Consider the following 19998-nt stretch of genomic DNA (forward strand, 5'->3'; position numbering starts at 1 on the left):
CTACAAGGCATTTTCTATTTGCGCCAATCCGGTTTGCCCTTTATGTGCATGGTGATTTATTATAGCCTGTTTGTATATATTATCAAGTTGCTCAAGCCTCCTGTCCCATTTAAATTTGCCAGCCTTTAATAGCGTATTATGCGCCATCACTTTTAGTAAATCAGTATTTGTTACCAAATGTGTTATGGCAGCAGCCATTTTTGATATCATGACCGAATTTTCGGCCACCCCGATCTTTACGCCGCTACAATCACCAATGGCATCAGCCATTCCGAAATGATTGATCGCTAAAGTTGGCACTCCAAAACTCATTGCCTCATATAATACATTAGGGTTATCTTCTGCTATGCTGGTTATGATATGCAGATGGGCTGCCTGCATTATCCGGAGTGCGGTTGTCCGGTCGGTTTGGCCACACCAAACAATATTTTGACTAATATTAAGATTTACCGATAGCGTTTTGAGCGACTCTGTTAAAGGGCCGCTGCCAATTATCGTTAGAACCCAGTTATTGGGTAATACCTTCGCCAGTGCACGCAGGCATAATTGTAAGTTTTTACGTTCGTTATGTGTGCCGCACCAAACCAGGCGCACCTGTTTATTAATGTTAACAAACTTTTCTTCGGCAAAACGGGCATCTGGCAGCAGCCAGGTTTCTGGTAAATGGATGCTTGCCCTCCCCATCTTTTCTTTGATGACTGCCTGGCCGTGTTTGGTTGCCGCAATTAAAACGTCGGCGTTTTCAAATGCTTTTTTAATGCGAGCCGAATATTTAAGCTGCAAATAATTAATGGCATTTTTAGCCGCAAATGCGAGTTTGGTAAAAAATGGTTTGCCCGCCATTAGTCTGCTATCTACTCTCATCATACCACCAATAGGGCCCCAAACGAGCGGCTTATCCAGTTGCCATAAAAATCCCGGTTCTCTGAATCCTATTGGGCCCAGTTGATGCACCACATCGATATCGATGGTTTCTAAAAGCTTCTGCGCCGCTAAAAGTGCTTGCTTTTGCCACAAGTAGTAGGCAAAATAAAAAAACCAGCCCGCCCCTGCTTTATTCAGCAAGTTTATTGTTTTAGCAATTCGTCCGCCGCCCACCTCAATAAATTTGACAGCCGGATTCGGGTTTTCTGAGATATATTTCCGCAGCGTTTGTGTATCTCCCATATGATCATCAGACATGCCATAGAGTACCCAAACATCGTGGTTCAGGGCAAGGTAGTTGACAGTATTCCATGCCGCTGCATACTCCGACCCTCTATATGGAGAAATAGCATATGCTGATAGAAGGATCTTCTTTCTCATTTATTTGGGAGGATTTGATTTGACCGGTTGAATACATCCTTATAAAAAAAATTCCAGCGAATAATATCCATGCGTTTATACAATAAAGAAACCAGGAAAGCCGGGTAACTTAAGTTACGACGCATAACCGACAGTTCTTCCTGGTGCATGCTGTCTACATCGGCGCTTGCGCCGCCGGCTCGCATGTAAGCAATAAGCGCATCCACATATTTGATTTTATACCCGGCCCGTTTCATGCGTAAAAACATGTCAAAGTCCATCGCTATCTTAAAAAAACAATCATATTGCCCAATCTGCTGGTAAACCTCACGTCTTACAAAGCAGGTAGGGTGCATAACGTACATACCAAAGTTGAGCCGGTTTACGCTGCTCCTTTTGATGCGCTGATAACCGTTGCCCGCTATCAACATAATGTTTCCGCAACAAATATTATCGCCGGGGTTAACAGCGCCCATCATTAGCTCAACGGCATTGGGCGCATACCAGTCGTCGCCATTAATCATTCCTATCCATTGGCCGGTAGCCCTCGCAATACCCCTGTTAAAGCCATCGGCAATACCTTGGTCAGGCTCACTTACAACCTGGGCAATCTTATTTTTATATTTATTGATCACATTCAGCGTACCGTCGGTAGATCCCCCGTCGATGATCACATATTCAATATTCGGATAGGTTTGATTGATAACACTACGAATAGTGGTTTCAATGGTATGTACCGCATTATAAACCGTTGTAACAATGGTGACTTTGGCTGGTATGCTATTTTGAGTATCCATAAAAGTTAAAAATTATCCCGGCAATAATTGGGTGGCTTTCTCCTGAGCCTTACTTAACTTAAAAAGCAATGATTTGTAGTTAAGATAACAGTAACCAAGGGTAATCATGAGGATGCTCATTTCCACGCTAAAAAAAGCGCTTACTACATAGTTTGTGAATAACAAGCTCAGGATACAACCTATAGCTATGGACGCAAAAAATCTGATGATAGGCCTGCCGCTTGTGTCTGCATAAGCCTTCCAATTGGTGATGATGAGTCCAAAAAAAACAAGCAGATAAATAAGTACACCGGTTAATCCTGTTTTAACTAGTATATACATCCAACCGTTATGCAATACCGGGATGTATTGAAAATCGGTATCTTTACCTAAGCGTATAAAAACCTTGAGGTCTATCAGCTTACCCAAACCACCAAAAACCTTTTCGGCTGTGCTGCCCTCCAGGTATCCGCGCAGGGCCATAAAAGATTCATACCCCCTGTAACGGGTATTGATATCCTGTTCTGTTTGATAATCGTTAATGCTCATCTCAGAAAAGGAGCTGAAAATCTTGGTCATGAAGGTACTGGAGGAATCTACTTTGAATGCATCAGCCGGAACAATGCTGAAAAGAAAAAAACACATAAATAGTGCAGGTGCAATCCATAGCTTTTTTACTTTATCGGCAACAATCAAAAAAACGAAGCAGCAGGTAATCACCAGGTAGGTACGCGAAGCAAACATATAGACGCCGAATAGATTGATTGCGGTTAAAACATTGAACCACTTACGGCTGTACAAGGTGATGTTAAATTTATGGCTAAGCAGTAAAATGGCTAGCGCCAAAGGCGGTGCAGGCGTACCCACAATGCCAATTGCATAATGAGCAGAGTAAGGATCAATAAGTGTGCTTGGGCCTACAAAATAGATAGACACAGCCGTTACCAGCAGCGAAGTGATAACACCGGCTACGATTATCGTTTTTAGGAAATCAGCAATAGCTAAGCGGCATGCCAAGACTATACCGCATAAAACAAACAGCACCGGCAGCGAGAAATAGTAAAAGTCTTTCATGATGTTGTAGTTCTGGTTACGATAGCCTACAACCAGGCCCAGCAATACCGGCAAAAGCAAAACAGCAAATAATCCGGCCGTTCTTATGGCTTTAAAGTGGTGATAAAGTGGCATTACTATAATTACAAGTACAATTGCAAGCACTAAAATTTGTATGTGAAAAAACGATGCCAATACAAGCACCAGCAGCATTAAAGGATATTTGCTGGATGTGCTCATGCCTGTAAAATTTGTTTGGGAGTTATGCTGTAGCTCTCTCTGATGCAGCGGGCGGGATTGCCGCACCAGATTTGCCCATCGGGCACACTCCGGCTCACTACCGATCCTGCCCCTACAATAGCATTTACGCCAATAGTTACGCCCTTTAAAATGGTGCAGTGGGCACCAATAAAGGCTCCCTCTTTAATTATAACCGGTCTGGTTTTAACGCCGGTTTTAGTTTCCGGATAACTGTTGCGATAGTGTGGGTTGAGCGAATGAAAATCGGTATCGTAAATAACCGTATTACCACCAATTTTTACATTTTTACCAATACTTATGTGGTTATGGCAAATAATAGCGGTAGCGCTGATGCCTACATTATCATCTATAGAAAGCAACGCGTTTTTGGCTACAATAAAATAGCAGGGCTGCTGCCGCCCGAGCATGTTAAAATACTTACCGCCTTGAAATGTAAACCCTTTCCCAATTTCAAACCGCCCCTGTAAATTGACGTTTACTACAGGTATGCCGTAACCCGTAAAATCGTTATTGAATTGTACGCCGTTAAGGTGAAACTTTAAAAAGGTGATCACCCACGAATAGCTTCTTGCCATTCTGTAGAAAACCACTCTCAGCGCCTTGTAAAATTTCCTGATCATATGCATAAGCTTTCATTACTGTATTCATATTCAACAAAATCTTCTATATCCCAAAAGCGGGAAATATGCTGCGCTATCCAGTCGGGGTCCTTCTCCCACCACTTAAATTGAAGCAGGTAATCTACCTGGTCATCGTTAAATCGCTTTTTAATTACCTTAGCCGGGTTGCCCCCTACAATTTCATACGGGCCAACGTTTTTTACGACTACCGAATTGGCTGCAATAATTGCCCCGTCGGCTATCGTAACGCCATCTATAATTATAGCGTTGGCCCCTATCCAAACGTCGTTTCCAATGCTTACCTCCTTATAGTTCTTAAAAACCGCCTTGTTCGCAAAATTTCTTACAAAATTGCCCTGGTTATTAAAAGTCGTGGGGTGCGTACTTACAAATACTGATGAGGGGTGCATCCCCGGCGCTATTTTAACATTTGGGCCTACCGAGCAATATTTGCCCATTTTGGTATGCATAATATAGGTGTAGCTGTTGGTATAACTAAAATCGCCCATTTCTGAGTTGATCAGAACGCAGTGCTCGCCTATCCAGTTATAACTCCCGAAAGCACAATTATTCACCACGCTTAGGTAACCGATGCGTAAATGTTTACCCCAGTATTTCAATTGCAATGCACACTTCAGTTTCACCCAGCTCGCGTGCTGCCCTAAAGGATTTTTAAATAAAGATCTGTCGAGGTAGGCTTTCATATACGCTATGCATTAAAGATTCCCTGAGCTTTACCACTTACTATCTTGTTAGCCTGAATAGAGAAAATAGCGCCCATAACAATAAAAAGCAAAGTGTTGGAAATTATCACTCCAGCTAATCCAATCAGCTTTCCAAGCCAAATGGCTAACGGTATATTAACCAGCGCGCTGCCCAAAACCAGGTATAACTGCAAACGAATTTTACCAATACCATTCAACAGGTACACGTGGATGGTTTGCCAGATAGAAGCAATAGTGTAAACGCACATAGCAATTGACAGGCTTAGCGGAACGCTCACTTGTTTGCCAAGCCATAACCGATATAAAAAGGGCGAAAAGGCCAGCATGAGTAAAGTTGCGCAGCTTAAAGCAGCCCAAACTTTATTTATTTTATGCAGAGTTGCTTTTATCCAGTTATAATCCTGCCTGGTATAAGCCTCTGTAAAAGCACTCCAAAACGGAGTAATAATAATTGTAAACAGCATCAGGATCACCGAAAACAGCTTATAGGCCACATTAAAGGTTGTTACGTGTTGTGGGCCAAACAGCTGGGTAATCACTATGTTATCTGTCTCGTACAGCACGAGGGCGCCTAACTGTATCAACAGAAAAGCGCTGCCGGCCCCAAGCATTTCCCTTGCATAGCCAAGGTTTACAGCACGCCAGGAAGGCGCAATAATTTTATAACTCCCATTGTAAAACCAAATACTTGCTATACTTAAAACCATTATTGGCGCACCGGCCATTACCAGCAGCAGGTAGGTAAGCGCTCCTTGCGTTACCCTGGTCAAAATAAAAATAGCGACCAGCATAATGGCCTGCCCTATAACATTAAGCAAAGCGCAAATGGCTGGCTGCTGGCTGGCTGTTAAAACAATATTGATAAGCTGCACAACAAATTGGAGGCAAAAGAAACCAAACATAATCAGTGCTAACCGGCCAAGACCCGCGCTTTGCGGAGCATTTAATATTTGCTGCCAGTTGATGTAAGCGTTCAAAAGGCTAAACAGCAAAAAAAGCGCAATAGAAATACCGCTCAATAAAACGTAAGTGGTACTAATATAGCTCCGGGCACGATCATTGTCTCCGAGTGCTATGGCTGCCGCCAGCTTATTCTTGAGGCCGTTACCCATTCCTATATCAAAAAATGCTGCCCATGCTATTACCGAACTCAGTGTGATCCAGATACCATATTGGGCCGGGCTTACATATTTGATAGTGAGTGGTACCAGTGCAAGCGATATAACCACACTGCCACCCTTTAGCAATAATGATCTTAAAATATTCTTCTTTACGTTAACAGACCGGCGGTGCCCGCTATTTAAAAAATTATAAAAATTGGTTTGTAGTGTGCTTATCATGACCGTTGCAATTTATCGGCTACCCGGCCTCAATTTGTTCATTACCGATGTGAACACATTAGTACTGCTCTTTTCCTCTTCCATTGCATACCCATACTTACCATAGCCATGCCCATAACCGGTTATATTATTTTTGCTGGTCTCTATACCATTAACAACCAGGTATAATTGTTTTACTTTTTTGGCTTTGTGTAGGTCGTTTACAATTCCCAGCTGCGATTTATAGGTGTAATTTTGTCTTACAACGTAACAGGTAATATCTGCATATTCTTCGATCAGTAACGCGTCAGAAACCAGGCCCACCGGTGCAGAATCAATGATGATATAATCAAATCTCTCCCGTAGTTCGTCAATCAATATTTTAATGCGGTCGCTCATCAGCAACTCTGCCGGGTTAGGTGGAATTGGGCCGGATGAAATAAAAAAGAAATTTTCATTGAAAGTAGATGGTTTGATTAATTCATCGAAACAATCTTTATCAGGCGATATCACAAAATTGGTAAAGCCATACTCTTCATTTAAACCCAGATTATACAACAATTTGGGCTTGCGCAGATCAAGTTCCAGCAGCACAACCTTTTTGCCGGATAGCGCAATAGAGTTTCCCAGGTTTAATGAAATAAAGGATTTTCCCTCACCACTCATGCTCGAAGTGAACAGTATCACATTAGATTTACTCTTATCTGTTACATATTTTAAACTGGTACGCAGTGCGCGGATCTCTTCTAAAATAATGGAGTGCGCACCATTATTTGCGAGCAGTTTACGGCTGTTATTTTGCAGTCCCCGGCTAATCTCACCTAATAATGGCACATCTGTATGCCTGTCAATATCGGCTTTAGTATTGATGCGGGTATTGAGCAATTCTTTGATACAAAGGGCTGTAACAGCCAGGAACAATCCTGCAAAACAGCCAATAAGGTATATAGTGGTTTTTTTGGGTGCGTAGGGAGATTCATCACTTTCAGCATTATCCAGAATGCTGCAATTAGAAATGGTAGCAGTCTGCGCAATTGCAGTTTCTTCGCGCTTTTGTAAAAGAAACAAGTACAGTTCCTGTTTAAGCGTTTGCTGGCGCGAATAATCCAGATAGATCCGCTCTTTAACGGGCGCTTCGGACACATTGCCGGCGATTACAGAATTTTGCTTTTTAATAGTGGATTGCGAAACCTGCAGACTGCTGCGATAGTTTTTCAAACTGGTTAGTAAAGATTTTCGGCTTAGTTCTATTTGCTCGTCCAGGTTTTTAATAACCGGGCTGGTTTCCAGTAAGTTTAGCTTTAGCTGCTCTTTGCGCAATAGCATTTCATTATACGCATTAATGGCCGTACCAAATGATACATCTTTAATAACCAGCGATGTAGGTACCATTTGGGGGTTACTCCCATCATTAACATACTTATACAGGTTATTCACTACATCCAGTTGCACCTGGTTACCATTTAATTTATCCTGGTAATCTTCGGCACCCGCAACCAGGGCCTTTGATTGTGCTCCAATGTCAGAGATCTTATTTCTCACTTTATATTGCTCCAGGTTCTTTTCAACCTTGTTTAATTCAGAACCTACAACCACCAGCCGGTTATCAATAAACTTCATGGTGCTGTCTGCAATCCGGATCTTTTTAGCCAGGTTGTTCGCCAAATATATTTCCATCATCTTTTGCAGGATCTGCTCACCCTTTTTGGGGTTATTATAACTCAATTGCAGGTCTATCACTGTTGTCTGCTTATCGTTCAATCCAACACTATAACTGTCTGCCAGGGCCTTTTCGGCTTTCTTCATAGTTTCAACAGCCAGCTTATAATCGCCTGTTGGCATAAACCTGCTTGTTTTACGAAGAGTAAGGGTGTAATTATTAAGTTTTAAAGGGCTGTCAAAAACTCCCTCAACATCAAAATCTTCTTTATTTGCTGATAAGCGAAACTTTTCATCATTCAGTATAGTCACTTTGTAAATACCGGATGCTGTCGGGTCTTCGTTTTTGCTAAGAGCGACTGTAAATGGAGCCATATCGTAGAGCTCGACGTCTTTGTAGGTGCTGGAATTGTAAATATGAACATTGAGCTGTAGTGCCGAAATGACCTTCTTGAGCAGGCTGCTCGATTTCAGGATCTTCACTTCATTATCCGCATTACTTTTGATGCTAAGCAGCGACGAGAGATCGGCATTATTTCCATTTACCAGGGATTTTGCCGGGCTGTTTTTATCATCTTCAACAATCACTTTACTTTGTACGTTCCACTTGTTTGGCAAGCTTTGTACATAAATGAAAGTAGTAAAAAGGCATATGGTTACACTAATTGCGAATACGTACCAATAATTTAGGCCGATAGCTAATATGCTTCTTAAATCGCCGGCGCTTTCTGCCTTTTTGTAGGTAAAATCAAGCTTATCCGCTAAAATATCCACTTTATTCATAAGCTAATAGATGTATAAATACCGGCCACACGGGTTTTTAAATGGTATCTAATTTTGCCCCAATTTTCAGTTTTGGAAAGTTAGGGAGCTTAAAGAGGTTTGTAGCTATCTGAACAGGTTTTGAATAAACTGAACATATTTGCGCCGAATGAACAGAATAGCTTTCGCACCTTGAAGTGGCCACAGCTTGAATGTGCTGAATCAGAAGAAGGCTAATAATTGCCGGTTTTAAGACCAATAAAACTGATGGCGCGGCAGCAGAATTTAAATCTGCTAACCGCGCCATCTACTTATCCAGTGATATATAAATTGTAAAGTATAAAATCAAATCCACCGCATTTCGGGTGCGAAACCCTCAATCACTGCGTATCGGTACTTTAAATATTGATTACTATCTATGATCCCATTGGTTCAAACTACCGCAATCTGAAAGGATAGTCAGCTTTTGACAAATACCAAAAGGATGCTCAGCAATTAGCGCCACCAGTGATCAGTTAGGCATGGTTACACTTTGAAACAACTGCACCTGGCAAAGGTAACAGACTACTGCTTCCATTTCCAATTCAATATTTCCGGCATATCCTTACCATGCATTCGGATATAATCTTTATGTTCGATCAATTTATCCTGCAGGTGCTGTTTAAGGTAAACCCCTTTACTGCCGGTTTGCGGTATACGGTCGATGACATCGATAACCAGATGAAACCGGTCCATTTGATTTAGCACGGTCATATCAAATGATGTGGTGATGGTACCCTCCTCGTTATAACCACGCACATGCATATTCACATTATTCGCACGATTATAGGTTAAACGGTGCACTAAATATGGGTAACCGTGAAAGGCAAAGATCACCGGCTTATCGGTAGTAAACAATTCATTGTAATCCTTATCAGAAAGCCCATGTGTATGTTCTGAACTTTTTTGCAGTTTGAAAAGGTCCACCACATTGATCACCCTGATCTTTAATTCGGGCATATGCTCATGTAATATGGATACTGCTGCGAGGGTTTCCAGGGTTGGCACATCACCGCAGCAGGCCATCACAACGTCCGGTTCATGATCCTGATCATTACTGGCGAAGTTCCATATACTGATGCCGCGCGTGCAGTGATCAACTGCTTCGGTCATATTAAGCCATTGTGGCGCGGCATGTTTAGCTGCTACAATTACGTTAACATAGTGGTAGCTGCGCAGGCAATGATCCATTACAGAAAGCAGGCAGTTAGCATCAGGCGGTAAATAAACCCGTACGATCGCCGCTTTTTTATTAACTACATGGTCGATAAATCCCGGGTCCTGGTGGGTAAAGCCATTATGATCCTGCCGCCACACGGTTGAGGTAAGCAATATATTTAATGAAGCGATCTTTCTCCTCCAGGGCAACTCTGCGCTTGTTTTCAACCATTTTGCATGCTGGTTAAACATGGAATCTACAATATGAATAAATGCCTCATAACAGTTGAAAAGGCCATGCCTGCCGGTCAGCAGATAACCTTCCAGCCAGCCCTCACACTGATGTTCGCTCAGCATTTCCATAACGCTGCCTTGGGGAGCCAAAAATTCATCGTGGGCCGCTACCGGGGCATCCCACTGGCGGCTGGAAGCCTCAAACACAGCATCCAGCCTGTTAGATACGGTTTCGTCCGGGCCAAAAATGCGAAAGTTCCTCTTCTCCTGGTTGTCTTTGATCACATCGCGCAGGAATCTGCCGCAAACATAGGTGTCGCCTTCGCCATTAACCCCGGGAGATGTTACATTGACTGCATAATTCCTAAAATCGGGCATACGCAGGTTGCGTAACAGTTGGCCGCCGTTGGCATGCGGATTAGCACCCATGCGGCGGTTGCCTTTAGGAGCCAGTTCAGCCAGTTCTTCTCTTAGTTTTCCATTTTCGTCAAAAAGCTCTTCCGGCTTATAGCTTTTTAGCCAATCTTCCAATAACTGCAGGTGTTCGGGCGGTGCCGATGCTGAGACAGAAAGCGGGATCTGGTGCGACCGGAAATTGCCTTCAATCTGGTAACCGTCAACTACTTTAGGGCCAGTCCAGCCTTTGGGCGACCGGAGGATGATCATTGGCCAGCACGGCCGCGCATTATTTTGATGTTCGGCTTCATATCTAATCTGTTTGATCCTGTCAACGGCATAATCAAGTGCCTTAGCCATATCCTGGTGCATTTTCTCCGGCTCATCTCCCTCCACAAATATGGGGTTCCAGCCGTAGCCGCTGAATAACTGGTACAGCTCCTCATGCGGTATACGGGCTAATATAGTTGGGTTAGAGATTTTATAACCGTTAAGGTGTAAAATGGGCAGAACAGTTCCATCGGTCAGCGGATTTAGAAATTTGTTGGAGTGCCAAGCCGTAGCCAATGGACCCGTTTCCGCTTCGCCATCACCCACTACACAGGCCACTATCAGGTCCGGATTATCCATCACGGCACCAAAGGAGTGGCTCAAAGAATAACCCAACTCTCCACCTTCATGAATGGAGCCCGGAACCTGCGGTGAAGCATGGCTGGAGATGCCACCCGGGTGAGAGAACTGGGTGAAAAGTTTTTTTAATCCGTCTTCATCCTGTGAAATATGCGGATAAACTTCGGTATAACTACCTTCCAGGTAAGTGCCCGCTACCACAGCTGGTCCACCATGCCCCGGCCCTGAAACGTATAGCATATTCAGGTTATACTTATTGATAATTCTATTGAGATGTGTGTAGATAAAATTCTGTCCGGGGGTGGTTCCCCAATGCCCAAGCAGCATATTTTTAACGTGTTCCAGTTTCAGCGGTTCTTTTAACAGCGGATTATCGCGCAGATAAAGCTGCCCTACTGAGAGATAATTAGCAGCACGCCAGTAAGCATCCATTTTCTGCAGCAGGTCCTGCGCTACGGTTTCGGTTTCTATGTTAATTAATTCAGTCTCCATCTTATTGATTTATAATAATTTGATTTAAAACCTGATGCGCCGCTTTGGCTATCATTAATTCTTCATTTGTGGGCAACACCCTAAGGCGTACCCGGCTAGTCTTCAATGAAATCGTTTGTTGCCCTGTATCGTTGGCTTGCTGGTTCAATTCGATACCCAGGAAGTTCATATTGCTGCAGATGTGTTCCCGTATAACCGGTGAATTTTCACCGATGCCCCCGGTAAAAACTAAAATATCCAAACCGCCCATAGCTGCCGCCAGCGCGCCAATTTGCTTTTTAGCATGGTAACAGAATATTTTAATGGCTTCCGCCGCTGTGCTATCCGTAATTTCGCGGGCTAACAGTTCCTGCATATCACCGGTGCCGGCAATAGCAATGAGGCCCGATCTTTTACTCAGCAACTCATCCAGTTCATTAATGCTCAACCCATATTGTTTGAGCAGGAACAGGATCACCCCCGGGTCCAGGTCACCTGAACGGGTAGCCATAACCAATCCGCCGATAGGGCTCATCCCCATCGTTGTGTCCATGCTTTTACCGTTTTGCACGGCGGCCATGCTTGCACCGTTACCCAAGTGCGCTATAATGATCTTTTTGCTGGCATTGTCAGCATCTTCTTCAGTAAGCTTTTGCATCACGTAGGCATAAGATAAACCATGAAAGCCATATTTGATCAACCCTTTGCCCTGGTAGGCTTCCGGAAGCGGGTAATGCTTAATGCTGGTTGGCAGATCTTTATGAAAGGCGGTATCAAAGCAAGCAATTTGCGGGATATTTGGGAATGCCGACCGGAAGGCTTCGATAGCACTTAGCTCGCCGGGCAAATGATTGGGGGCCAGGTAAACAAATTCGCGAAGACTTTTCAAAAGCCCGGCTGTGATCAATTCCGGTTCGCGGTGATCCGGACCGCCCTGTACCAGCCGGTGACCAATCGCAGTCAAATTAAATACAAAATGGCCCTCGCTCATTAAAGCAACCAACTCCTTAACCGCACCAGGCAAGTTTGTATATTTCTGTTCCTTGTTTTCAAGCGAGTGCCCCTGGCTGTTACTAATTTTTAAATGGCCGGAAGCTTCTCCTATCCCGCTCATCGTGCCGGTCATTTTCAACTCAAACGCCCCAAAATCATAGATGCTGAATTTGAGACTGGAAGACCCGCAATTGATTACTAAAATATGGTTGTTAGCGGGGTTTGTCATTAAAACAAACCTAAGGCCGGGCTTCCCATTTTTAAATGACCAGCACCGTAACGGATAGTGACGCTTATCATTAATTCACTTCGGCTGTAACAAATAAGCTTTCAATTGCTTATAGTGATGAGCATCATTAATTACCCTGCACCTCATCAGCTAAAACAATCACCATCTTTGCTGATATTTGCCTCGGCGATCAAACAGTCAGGTCCTCACCAATTATGGAAAACACCGCGCTTTTAATTGCCATGATACAAAATGCAATAGATGGTATCATTACCATCGATGATAAAGGCATAATAGAGTTGATCAATCCTGCCGCCTGCACACTATTTGATTACGAGCCGGATGAAGTTATTGGGCAAAATGTAAGGATGCTGATGCCCGACCCGGACAAAGACCAGCTGGATAATTTCATCTTCCGATACCAGGATACAGGCCAGTCCAACACGAAAAGAACCGGCCAGGAGGTATTGGGTTTAAGGAAGGATGGTACGATTTTCCCCTTTCGTTTAGGCTTAAGCGAAGTGCAATTTTCCGGGCGGCAAATTTACACCGGTTTTATTCATGACCTCACCAATGAAAAGGAAGCCCAGCGGCAGCTTACCAAATACGCAGCGCATTTAGAAGAGCAGGTAGAGCAACGCACAATTTCCCTTAAAAAAAGCGTACAGGCTTTAGAAACTGCGCAGAGCGAAATGAGTGTATTGCTGGGTAAAGAAAAAGAATTGAGCTTGTTAAAAAGCCGCTTTGTATCCATGGCTTCCCACGAATTCAGGACACCATTAACCTCTGTTAAGCTATCCGCATCGCTTATCGAAAAATATGCAGAGCCACTTAAATGCGAGCACGTTACCAAGCACGTGGGTAAAATAAAAAAAGCGGTTGGCAACCTTACTACCATATTGAACGATTTTCTTTCACTCGAAAAACTGGAAGCCGGTAAAGAAGAAGTGTCGTATACAGATTTCGACCTGGTCAAATTTTCTGAAGAAATTGTGGAAGAAATGCAGGTGATAGCTAAAAAAAATCAGAATATAATTTATTTACATGAAGGTGTTAACAGCATGGTTCGGCTCGATCAAAATTTGCTAAAAAACTGCATCAATAATCTCATCACCAATGCGATCAAATATTCGGGCGAAAACAGTTTCATAGATTTCAATACCGAGATCAATACAGATCATTGTATTATCACGGTAAAAGACAATGGTATCGGCATTCCGGAAGTTGATCAGAAACACCTGTTTGAAGCCTTTTTTAGGGCGCATAATACAGGAACTATCCCCGGAACAGGCCTGGGCCTCAACATCGTAACCCGGTATGCAGGTTTGATGAACGGGTCGGTCAACTTTAAAAGCGAAGTTGGGCAGGGTACATTATTTACAATTTCATTCCCAAATCATGAGTAAAACATTGCTGATTATTGAAGACAATGACGACATCCGCGATAACGTGGTGGAAATACTGGGTTTGGCAGGATTCAATGTTTATGAAGCATCTAACGGCAAAGCGGGCTTGCACCTTGCAAAACAGCACAAACCCGACCTGATACTTTGCGACATTATGATGCCGGAACTTGATGGATACATGGTTTTAAACCTATTGCATGAGAATCCAGAGACAGCCAGGATACCTTTCATCTTTCTGACGGCCAGGGCGGAACCACTTGACCTGCGCAAAGGCATAGAGATGGGTGCCGACGATTACCTCACCAAGCCTTTTGATGACTTAGAATTACTTAACGCGATAGATACCCGTTTTAAAAAGCAGGTTGAAAAGGAAAAAAATTAGAGCAAAGGAATTACCCTTATTAATGACCGACATAAAAACTGATCAATATCATGTTTCCAGGCAACCGAACACCGGTCTTACCAGCTAGATTAAGGCTAATTTTATACAACTAAATATAATACATATGAAGGTGGTTGCTTATAGTGTACGGGCATTTGAAACTGAATATTTTGCTAAAGCAAATAATAAGAAACATGACATCACACTTATAGCTAACCCGCTGGGACTTGATACGGTTCACTATGCAGAAGGGAAAGAGGCCATCATCATGCCGGAAGGCAGCATTCCAACAGAAGAAGTAACACGTAAATTATGTGAGATGGGAATCAAATTCATCATTAACCGTGGCACAAGTGATAATCCTGCAGACTTGCAGCTGATAGCAGAGCAAACAATAATAAACCTGGATATGGCCAATGAACATAACCGGCTTCTGCCGGTTTCATAAGTGTCACCCTATATTTAACTAAAATCAATTATGAAAACCATTGCAAATGTACAGCCGGTAAGCGCTGAAAAATTGTTCGACCTTTTAAAGAAAGAATTCCCGGATTATATCAATTCCAGTTTAGATTCCAGCCTGGCAATAGATTTTGCTCACGTGTATGACATCATCAATGTTATATTTCCGGAAGTAGAAGGGGGCGTTACTTTAACAATTACCGTTTCTGAAGATGAGATAATCGTTTCTGGTAACACAGAAAATATTGCTTATAATATTACATTGCTGGAAGAACAGCTCATTAATTTTGTCACGGAGAAATGCAGTTAAAGCCCGACCCGGTTGAGCTGCTCATCGCCTAAGTTAATAACCGTTAAGCGGACAACAGGAAAATAACACCAATAACTGCCGTTATTGGTGTTATTTATTTGAAGGAAACCCATTGTATTGCTTTTAAATGGTTATTTTCTGCATCACTATATTTGATAAACAAATCATTCACCATGAGTCCGCTAGCACGAAAAATGACTCCCAAATCCTAATTATGCCGAAACCACAAGCAGTGGGATAGCAACGCGGCTCACCATACGTTTTGTATGGCTGCCGTTGAAAAGGGAATCGAAAAAGCCATGCTGGCGGTGAAGCATTGCAAGCATATCTACCTGGCCATGTTCACAAAGCCATTTTAACCCTTTTTCAGTATTTTCACTGGTTACTACCCGATAAAAAATGTTGGGATAGTTTGCTTTATTGGAAAGATCGGTAAGATAGTTATCCATATGCTTTTTTAACGCTGGCGATGGCTCTTCGTCAGGCTGTTTATGCGCAATAAGGATTTCCGCGTTTAATGTTCTGGCCAGCGGAATGATTTTATGGATTTCCTCCAGATCCTTCTCCGCATTTGACATATCTACTGCAAAAGCGATCTTCTTAATTGGCATAAATTTGGCAGCCTGCGGAATAAGCAACAGCGATTTTAAGGAATTATCAATCATTTTACTACAATGGTCCCCTAAAAGAAAAGCACTCAGGCTGTCGCTTCCATGGGTAGCCATAACCACCAGTTCTGTATGCTGGGTCTTCACAATATCATTCACTACATCGGTTAACATACCAGCTTGCTCTATGTAGGTAATAGCAGGATGAAATTTATCGGAGTGATCATGCTGCTGCATACTTGTTTTTAGTTTTTTCAACTCAACTTCGCTATTGCGAAGCAACACGGTCGTTTCTTCCATTGGCCAAACCACCAGTCCGGCCTGCGGTGCCTCCGCCGGAATGATCACTGCATTGCAGAGCACTACATCTGCCTTTAACTGCTGGGCCAGCTGGTAGCCATATTCGGCGGCATGCGTTGCATTGGCCGAAAAATCTGTAGGGATAAGGATTTTTTTCATGATGTAAAATTGGCGCATTTGGATGGCAGGCGTAATGCCGGAGATCAGCCCAATTTATGCTCTTCGTCATTTTTGCGCCCGTGCAGGTTGCGCATATTTGTATCCATCCTCAACCGCTTGCTATGAAAACGCTGAAATTCAATTTTAATCACCCCTTTAAAGGCCGGGCCTGCCTGCTTCAGTTGGATACCACTGCGCCAAAAAAACAAATAATTCAGATTGACAATGACGGTTTGCTGGAAATTCCCATTGAAGAATGCCAGACCGGTAAATGGAGACTGATGCTGGATTGGCAATATGATGACAATTACTTTTGTTACCAGCAAAACTTCGAGTTTAACGATATTTAACTTCAATTCACTAAGCCAATGTTAAACCAGTGATTAAAAATATTTTACTGGTTAATAGTTGTACATTTGATATGCCCCTTTCCTGTAAGGTTCGATATCGCTTTTCTTAAACTCTAAAAAATCCTTTATTATGCAGAATATCGTTCCTCATCACATAATTGCCATTGGCGCATCTGCCGGCGGTATGGACGAGATCAATTTGTTTTTTGATCATACTCCTCTGGATGGGGTTGCTTATGTCATCGTCCAGCATTTATCCCCTGATTTTAAAAGCCGAATGGTAGAGCTTTTAGGCAAGCACAGCAAGCTGGAAGTTTTAGAAGCTGAAGATGGCTCTGAAATTAAGAGCAATCAGGTGTACCTTATTCCCAATGATAAATTCATGACCATTGAAGGCGGGCGTTTACGGTTAACCAATAAAGCAAAGGTTAAGGCCCCGCATTTAACAATAAATGCCTTTTTCAATTCACTGGCAGTGGATTGTGGAACTAAGGCGATCGGCGTAATTCTGTCCGGTTTAGGGTCTGATGGTACTGAAGGGGTTAAAAACATAAAGAAAGCCGGCGGCATGGTAATTGCCCGTAACCCGGAAACTACGGATTTTAGCAGCATGCCATCTCACGCGATAGCAACAGGCCTGGTTGATTTTATATTGGAACCTGCTGCGATGCCGGACACGATAGAAGATTATGTAAACAAAGAATTGACGGTAGATAAAGATGACCAAAATGATGAAAAATACATCAAGAAGATTGTAGACCTCATTAAAGAAAGGTCAACATTGGATTTTTCTGATTACAAACTACCAACCATTCTAAGACGAACCAAACGGCGGGCAGACCATGGAAATTTCTCGTCGCTGGAAAAATACCTGTTTTTTTTAAAGTCGAATACCGAAGAAGTGGAAGCCTTGGCGAAGGAATTTCTGATCAGTGTGACATCTTTTTTTAGAGACAAGGAAGCCTTCACTTTTATTGAAAAGAAAATAATACCGGTTGTATTAGCGCAAATAACACCGGGTGAAGAACTAAAAATGTGGGTGGCAGGCTGTGCGACAGGTGAAGAAGCCTATTCTATGGCTATTTTAGTTGCCGAACAACTTAGCGGGAAATATAAAGATATCGTTGTTAAGATCTTTGCGACAGATATTGACAGCGCAGCTATGGACTTTGCCGGTAAAGGCATTTACAACAAGGACATCGCGAAGCATGTTTCTGAAGCAAGGCTGAAAAAGTATTTCAATAAAGAAGGCGAATGTTACCGGGTTAACCCGGAGATCCGCAACATGGTGATTTTTGCCCAGCATGATCTGGTGAAAAACCCGCCTTATTGTAATATGAACTTTATAAGCTGCCGCAACCTGCTCATTTATATGAGCCCGGTTTTGCAGAAAAAAATCTTTTCCATGATGCTGTTCGGCTTAAAAATGAACGGCTACTTGTTCCTTGGATCCAGTGAAAACCCCATGCCAATAATTAAAAACCTGGAAGTAGTTCAAAAAAAATGGAAAATCTATAAAAATTTAAAAGCAAGGCGTGAAGTAAGCTTTGATGCCTTCACACTGCCGGAGTTACTTGACAGCAAGCGGATACCCGCTATACAACGGGAGGAAAATACCCTAAGTACTAATAACACCGTTTCTGAAGCTATGAATACGCAGTTGGCCGAGCAGCAGGATTACCTGGCCGTGTGTATAGATGAACACAATTTAGTTGTAAAATCTTACGGTAATACCAAATATCTGCTTAAGCAACATTTCAATTTAAACCTTGCAGAACTATTGCCTAAACCGCTTGCCGTTGCATTTAATGCGCTAAAGCAGAAAGTTGGCCAAACGGGTAAACCGGCCACGTTAACTGGTATAAAGATCAAACACGAAAGCTTGACGGTTAAGGTAACGCTGGTAATCAGTCTGCTTAAAGTGAACAAAAATGAGCAAAAACTACTCCTAGTAACCATTCGCCAGGATGAGCAGCAAGAAACCCCTATTGCCGATGATGCTATTTTTGATGAAAAGATATACCATGACAAATACACCCTGAATTTAGAAGAGGAACTGAAAGAACTACAGGTGAAACTGCATTCGGCATATGAAAGACTGGACGCTTCCAACGAAAATATGCAGTCGTTTAACGAGGAACTGATCTCCGCTAACGAGGAAATGCAAAGTACCAATGAGGAGATGCAATCGGTTAACGAAGAATTGCATACCATTAATGCCGACTATCAGCTAAAAAATAAAGAATTACTGGAGATCAATGACGACCTGAACAATTATTTCAGAAGCAATATTAATGGGCAATTATTTATTAACAATGATTTGTTGCTAATGAAATTTTCGCCGGGCACGGTAAAACAGATCAACTTGCTGGAAACCGATATTGGAAGGCCGCTAAGCAATATCTCCACCAATATTAAATTCGAAACTATTATTGAGGACATTAAGCAGGTTTTGGCCGAAGGCACGGTTATAACTAAGGAGATAGAGACCAATAATGGGAAGTGGTACCAGATCATGACGATGCCTTACGTGCAAATGGTTGATGAAAAAAGAAATGGGGCGATAGTTACCTTTAACGATATTACAGAATTAAAAGCCACCCAGGTAGAATTGAACCGTAAGAACAAAAGCCTGGAACGCATAAACGGCGATCTGGATAACTTTGTACACACAGCCTCACATGATTTGCTGGCACCGTTAGCCAACATTGAGACCAGCATTGGGGTAATGAACCTGATTAAAGTAACAGACCCGGGGCTATCCAAGTTCATCACGATCATAAATTCATCCGTTAAAAAATTCCGTACACTTATCAACGATATTTCGGTTGTAGCCCGAATTGAGGGCGATATGCTAAGCATGGAAATGGTGGATGTAGAAGAAATTATAGCTAATATTGAATGGAGCCTTGAAAGCAGGATTCAGCAAAGCGGTGCAGTGATCACTAAAAATCTGGAAATTAAAAAGGTAATGTTCTCAAAAAAGAATCTGAGAAGTATCCTTTACAACCTGATAGCTAACGGCATTAAATTCACTAACGGAAGCAGCCCGCTCATCCACATCGCTATCTTTAGGGATGCGGATCACATTACGCTTACCGTTAACGATAATGGCCTTGGCATAGCAAAAAACCAGGTGGACATTATTTTCAGCATGTACGGAAGGTTAAATAAAGAAGTTGAAGGCCAAGGCATTGGCCTGTACCTGGCTAAAAAAATTATAAATGCAGCCGACGGCAATATGACCGTTGAAAGTGAAGTAGGAATAGGAAGCACTTTCACGATATGCCTTCCAATACCGGTATTAGTAACAGATTAGGCTGTGAATTTCTCATTCGGTTATGATTGATAAACCGGCTAATGTCTCAAATTATAATGATATACTGGCAGCTTGCTCCCGGCGAAAATTGAT

General features: G+C 42.6%; 17 protein-coding genes. 5 read left to right on the forward strand and 12 right to left on the reverse strand.

The genetic code is table 11. The features are described 5' to 3' along the window. From A0256_22260 to A0256_22305, 10 genes are all read right to left on the reverse strand, one after another. Entirely contained in the window at positions 1 to 1182 is a 1182-nt protein-coding gene (locus tag A0256_22260; protein ID AMR33974.1) for a hypothetical protein, read from the reverse strand. A gap of 119 nt (positions 1183 to 1301) precedes the next feature. Beyond that, positions 1302 to 2081, reverse strand: a complete 780-nt coding sequence (locus A0256_22265) for a hypothetical protein (GenBank protein AMR33975.1) — start codon at positions 2079 to 2081, stop codon at positions 1302 to 1304. Positions 2082 to 2093: 12 nt separating this feature from the next. Further along, complete coding sequence (locus tag A0256_22270; GenBank protein ID AMR33976.1) at positions 2094 to 3353, reverse strand: hypothetical protein; 1260 nt, start codon at positions 3351 to 3353, stop codon at positions 2094 to 2096. Continuing rightward, positions 3350 to 3994, reverse strand: a complete 645-nt coding sequence (locus A0256_22275; GenBank protein AMR33977.1) for a hypothetical protein — start codon at positions 3992 to 3994, stop codon at positions 3350 to 3352. Before A0256_22275 ends, A0256_22270 begins: the two co-directional genes overlap by 4 nt. Further along, complete coding sequence (locus A0256_22280; GenBank protein AMR33978.1) at positions 3991 to 4698, reverse strand: hypothetical protein; 708 nt, start codon at positions 4696 to 4698, stop codon at positions 3991 to 3993. Before A0256_22280 ends, A0256_22275 begins: the two co-directional genes overlap by 4 nt. A 5-nt stretch (positions 4699 to 4703) precedes the next feature. Beyond that, positions 4704 to 6059: a hypothetical protein gene (locus A0256_22285; GenBank protein AMR33979.1), complete on the reverse strand. Its 1356-nt coding sequence runs from the start codon at positions 6057 to 6059 to the stop codon at positions 4704 to 4706. A gap of 12 nt (positions 6060 to 6071) precedes the next feature. Continuing rightward, the gene (locus A0256_22290) at positions 6072 to 8480 is read right to left on the reverse strand and encodes a hypothetical protein (GenBank protein AMR33980.1); all 2409 of its coding nucleotides are present in this window, start codon (positions 8478 to 8480) and stop codon (positions 6072 to 6074) included. Positions 8481 to 8517: 37 nt separating this feature from the next. Beyond that, on the reverse strand, positions 8518 to 8766 hold the full coding sequence (locus tag A0256_22295; GenBank protein AMR33981.1) for a hypothetical protein: 249 nt from the start codon (positions 8764 to 8766) through the stop codon (positions 8518 to 8520). A gap of 257 nt (positions 8767 to 9023) precedes the next feature. Beyond that, positions 9024 to 11408 (reverse strand): phosphoketolase, encoded by a 2385-nt coding sequence (locus A0256_22300; protein ID AMR33982.1) that lies wholly within the window; start codon positions 11406 to 11408, stop codon positions 9024 to 9026. A 1-nt stretch (position 11409) separates the two neighbouring features. Beyond that, a complete protein-coding gene (locus tag A0256_22305) occupies positions 11410 to 12609 on the reverse strand; it encodes an acetate kinase (GenBank protein ID AMR33983.1) in 1200 nt (399 codons plus the stop codon). 215 nt (positions 12610 to 12824) lie between these two features. Here A0256_22305 and A0256_22310 point away from each other — a divergent pair, with 215 nt between their 5' ends. The 4 genes from A0256_22310 (at position 12825) to A0256_22325 (ending at position 15169) form a co-directional block, all read left to right on the forward strand. After that, positions 12825 to 14015: a PAS domain-containing sensor histidine kinase gene (locus A0256_22310; GenBank protein AMR33984.1), complete on the forward strand. Its 1191-nt coding sequence runs from the start codon at positions 12825 to 12827 to the stop codon at positions 14013 to 14015. Beyond that, positions 14008 to 14397, forward strand: a complete 390-nt coding sequence (locus A0256_22315; GenBank protein AMR33985.1) for a hypothetical protein — start codon at positions 14008 to 14010, stop codon at positions 14395 to 14397. The genes A0256_22310 and A0256_22315 overlap by 8 nt, the downstream gene beginning before the upstream one ends. Positions 14398 to 14521: 124 nt before the next feature. Further along, positions 14522 to 14845 (forward strand): hypothetical protein, encoded by a 324-nt coding sequence (locus tag A0256_22320; protein AMR33986.1) that lies wholly within the window; start codon positions 14522 to 14524, stop codon positions 14843 to 14845. A gap of 30 nt (positions 14846 to 14875) precedes the next feature. Continuing rightward, positions 14876 to 15169, forward strand: a complete 294-nt coding sequence (locus tag A0256_22325) for a hypothetical protein (protein AMR33987.1) — start codon at positions 14876 to 14878, stop codon at positions 15167 to 15169. 212 nt (positions 15170 to 15381) lie between these two features. On the opposite strand, the gene A0256_22330 is transcribed toward A0256_22325, so the two are convergent. Both A0256_22330 and A0256_22335 read right to left on the reverse strand, forming a co-directional pair. After that, on the reverse strand, positions 15382 to 16236 hold the full coding sequence (locus tag A0256_22330; protein ID AMR33988.1) for a hypothetical protein: 855 nt from the start codon (positions 16234 to 16236) through the stop codon (positions 15382 to 15384). Positions 16237 to 16280: 44 nt separating this feature from the next. Continuing rightward, complete coding sequence (locus A0256_22335) at positions 16281 to 16592, reverse strand: hypothetical protein (GenBank protein ID AMR33989.1); 312 nt, start codon at positions 16590 to 16592, stop codon at positions 16281 to 16283. A gap of 124 nt (positions 16593 to 16716) precedes the next feature. Here A0256_22335 and A0256_22340 point away from each other — a divergent pair, with 124 nt between their 5' ends. Beyond that, positions 16717 to 19905 (forward strand): chemotaxis protein CheR, encoded by a 3189-nt coding sequence (locus tag A0256_22340; GenBank protein AMR33990.1) that lies wholly within the window; start codon positions 16717 to 16719, stop codon positions 19903 to 19905. The last annotated feature ends 93 nt before the right edge of the window (positions 19906 to 19998 follow it).

The organism is Mucilaginibacter sp. PAMC 26640, from assembly GCA_001596135.1.
Taxonomy (GTDB): Bacteria; Bacteroidota; Bacteroidia; order Sphingobacteriales; family Sphingobacteriaceae; genus Mucilaginibacter.

Bases quoted from the DNA above. Each gene is read 5' to 3' on its own strand.
- A0256_22260 (AMR33974.1), bottom strand. From the start codon at position 1,182: ATGTCTGATGATCATATGGGAGATACACAAACGCTGCGGAAATATATC.
- A0256_22265 (AMR33975.1), bottom strand. From the start codon at position 2,081: ATGGATACTCAAAATAGCATACCAGCCAAAGTCACCATTGTTACAACG.
- A0256_22270 (AMR33976.1), bottom strand. From the start codon at position 3,353: ATGAGCACATCCAGCAAATATCCTTTAATGCTGCTGGTGCTTGTATTG.
- A0256_22275 (AMR33977.1), bottom strand. From the start codon at position 3,994: ATGATCAGGAAATTTTACAAGGCGCTGAGAGTGGTTTTCTACAGAATG.
- A0256_22280 (AMR33978.1), bottom strand. From the start codon at position 4,698: ATGAAAGCCTACCTCGACAGATCTTTATTTAAAAATCCTTTAGGGCAG.
- A0256_22285 (AMR33979.1), bottom strand. From the start codon at position 6,059: ATGATAAGCACACTACAAACCAATTTTTATAATTTTTTAAATAGCGGG.
- A0256_22290 (AMR33980.1), bottom strand. From the start codon at position 8,480: ATGAATAAAGTGGATATTTTAGCGGATAAGCTTGATTTTACCTACAAA.
- A0256_22295 (AMR33981.1), bottom strand. From the start codon at position 8,766: ATGGCGCGGTTAGCAGATTTAAATTCTGCTGCCGCGCCATCAGTTTTA.
- A0256_22300 (AMR33982.1), bottom strand. From the start codon at position 11,408: ATGGAGACTGAATTAATTAACATAGAAACCGAAACCGTAGCGCAGGAC.
- A0256_22305 (AMR33983.1), bottom strand. From the start codon at position 12,609: ATGACAAACCCCGCTAACAACCATATTTTAGTAATCAATTGCGGGTCT.
- A0256_22310 (AMR33984.1), top strand. From the start codon at position 12,825: ATGGAAAACACCGCGCTTTTAATTGCCATGATACAAAATGCAATAGAT.
- A0256_22315 (AMR33985.1), top strand. From the start codon at position 14,008: ATGAGTAAAACATTGCTGATTATTGAAGACAATGACGACATCCGCGAT.
- A0256_22320 (AMR33986.1), top strand. From the start codon at position 14,522: ATGAAGGTGGTTGCTTATAGTGTACGGGCATTTGAAACTGAATATTTT.
- A0256_22325 (AMR33987.1), top strand. From the start codon at position 14,876: ATGAAAACCATTGCAAATGTACAGCCGGTAAGCGCTGAAAAATTGTTC.
- A0256_22330 (AMR33988.1), bottom strand. From the start codon at position 16,236: ATGAAAAAAATCCTTATCCCTACAGATTTTTCGGCCAATGCAACGCAT.
- A0256_22340 (AMR33990.1), top strand. From the start codon at position 16,717: ATGCAGAATATCGTTCCTCATCACATAATTGCCATTGGCGCATCTGCC.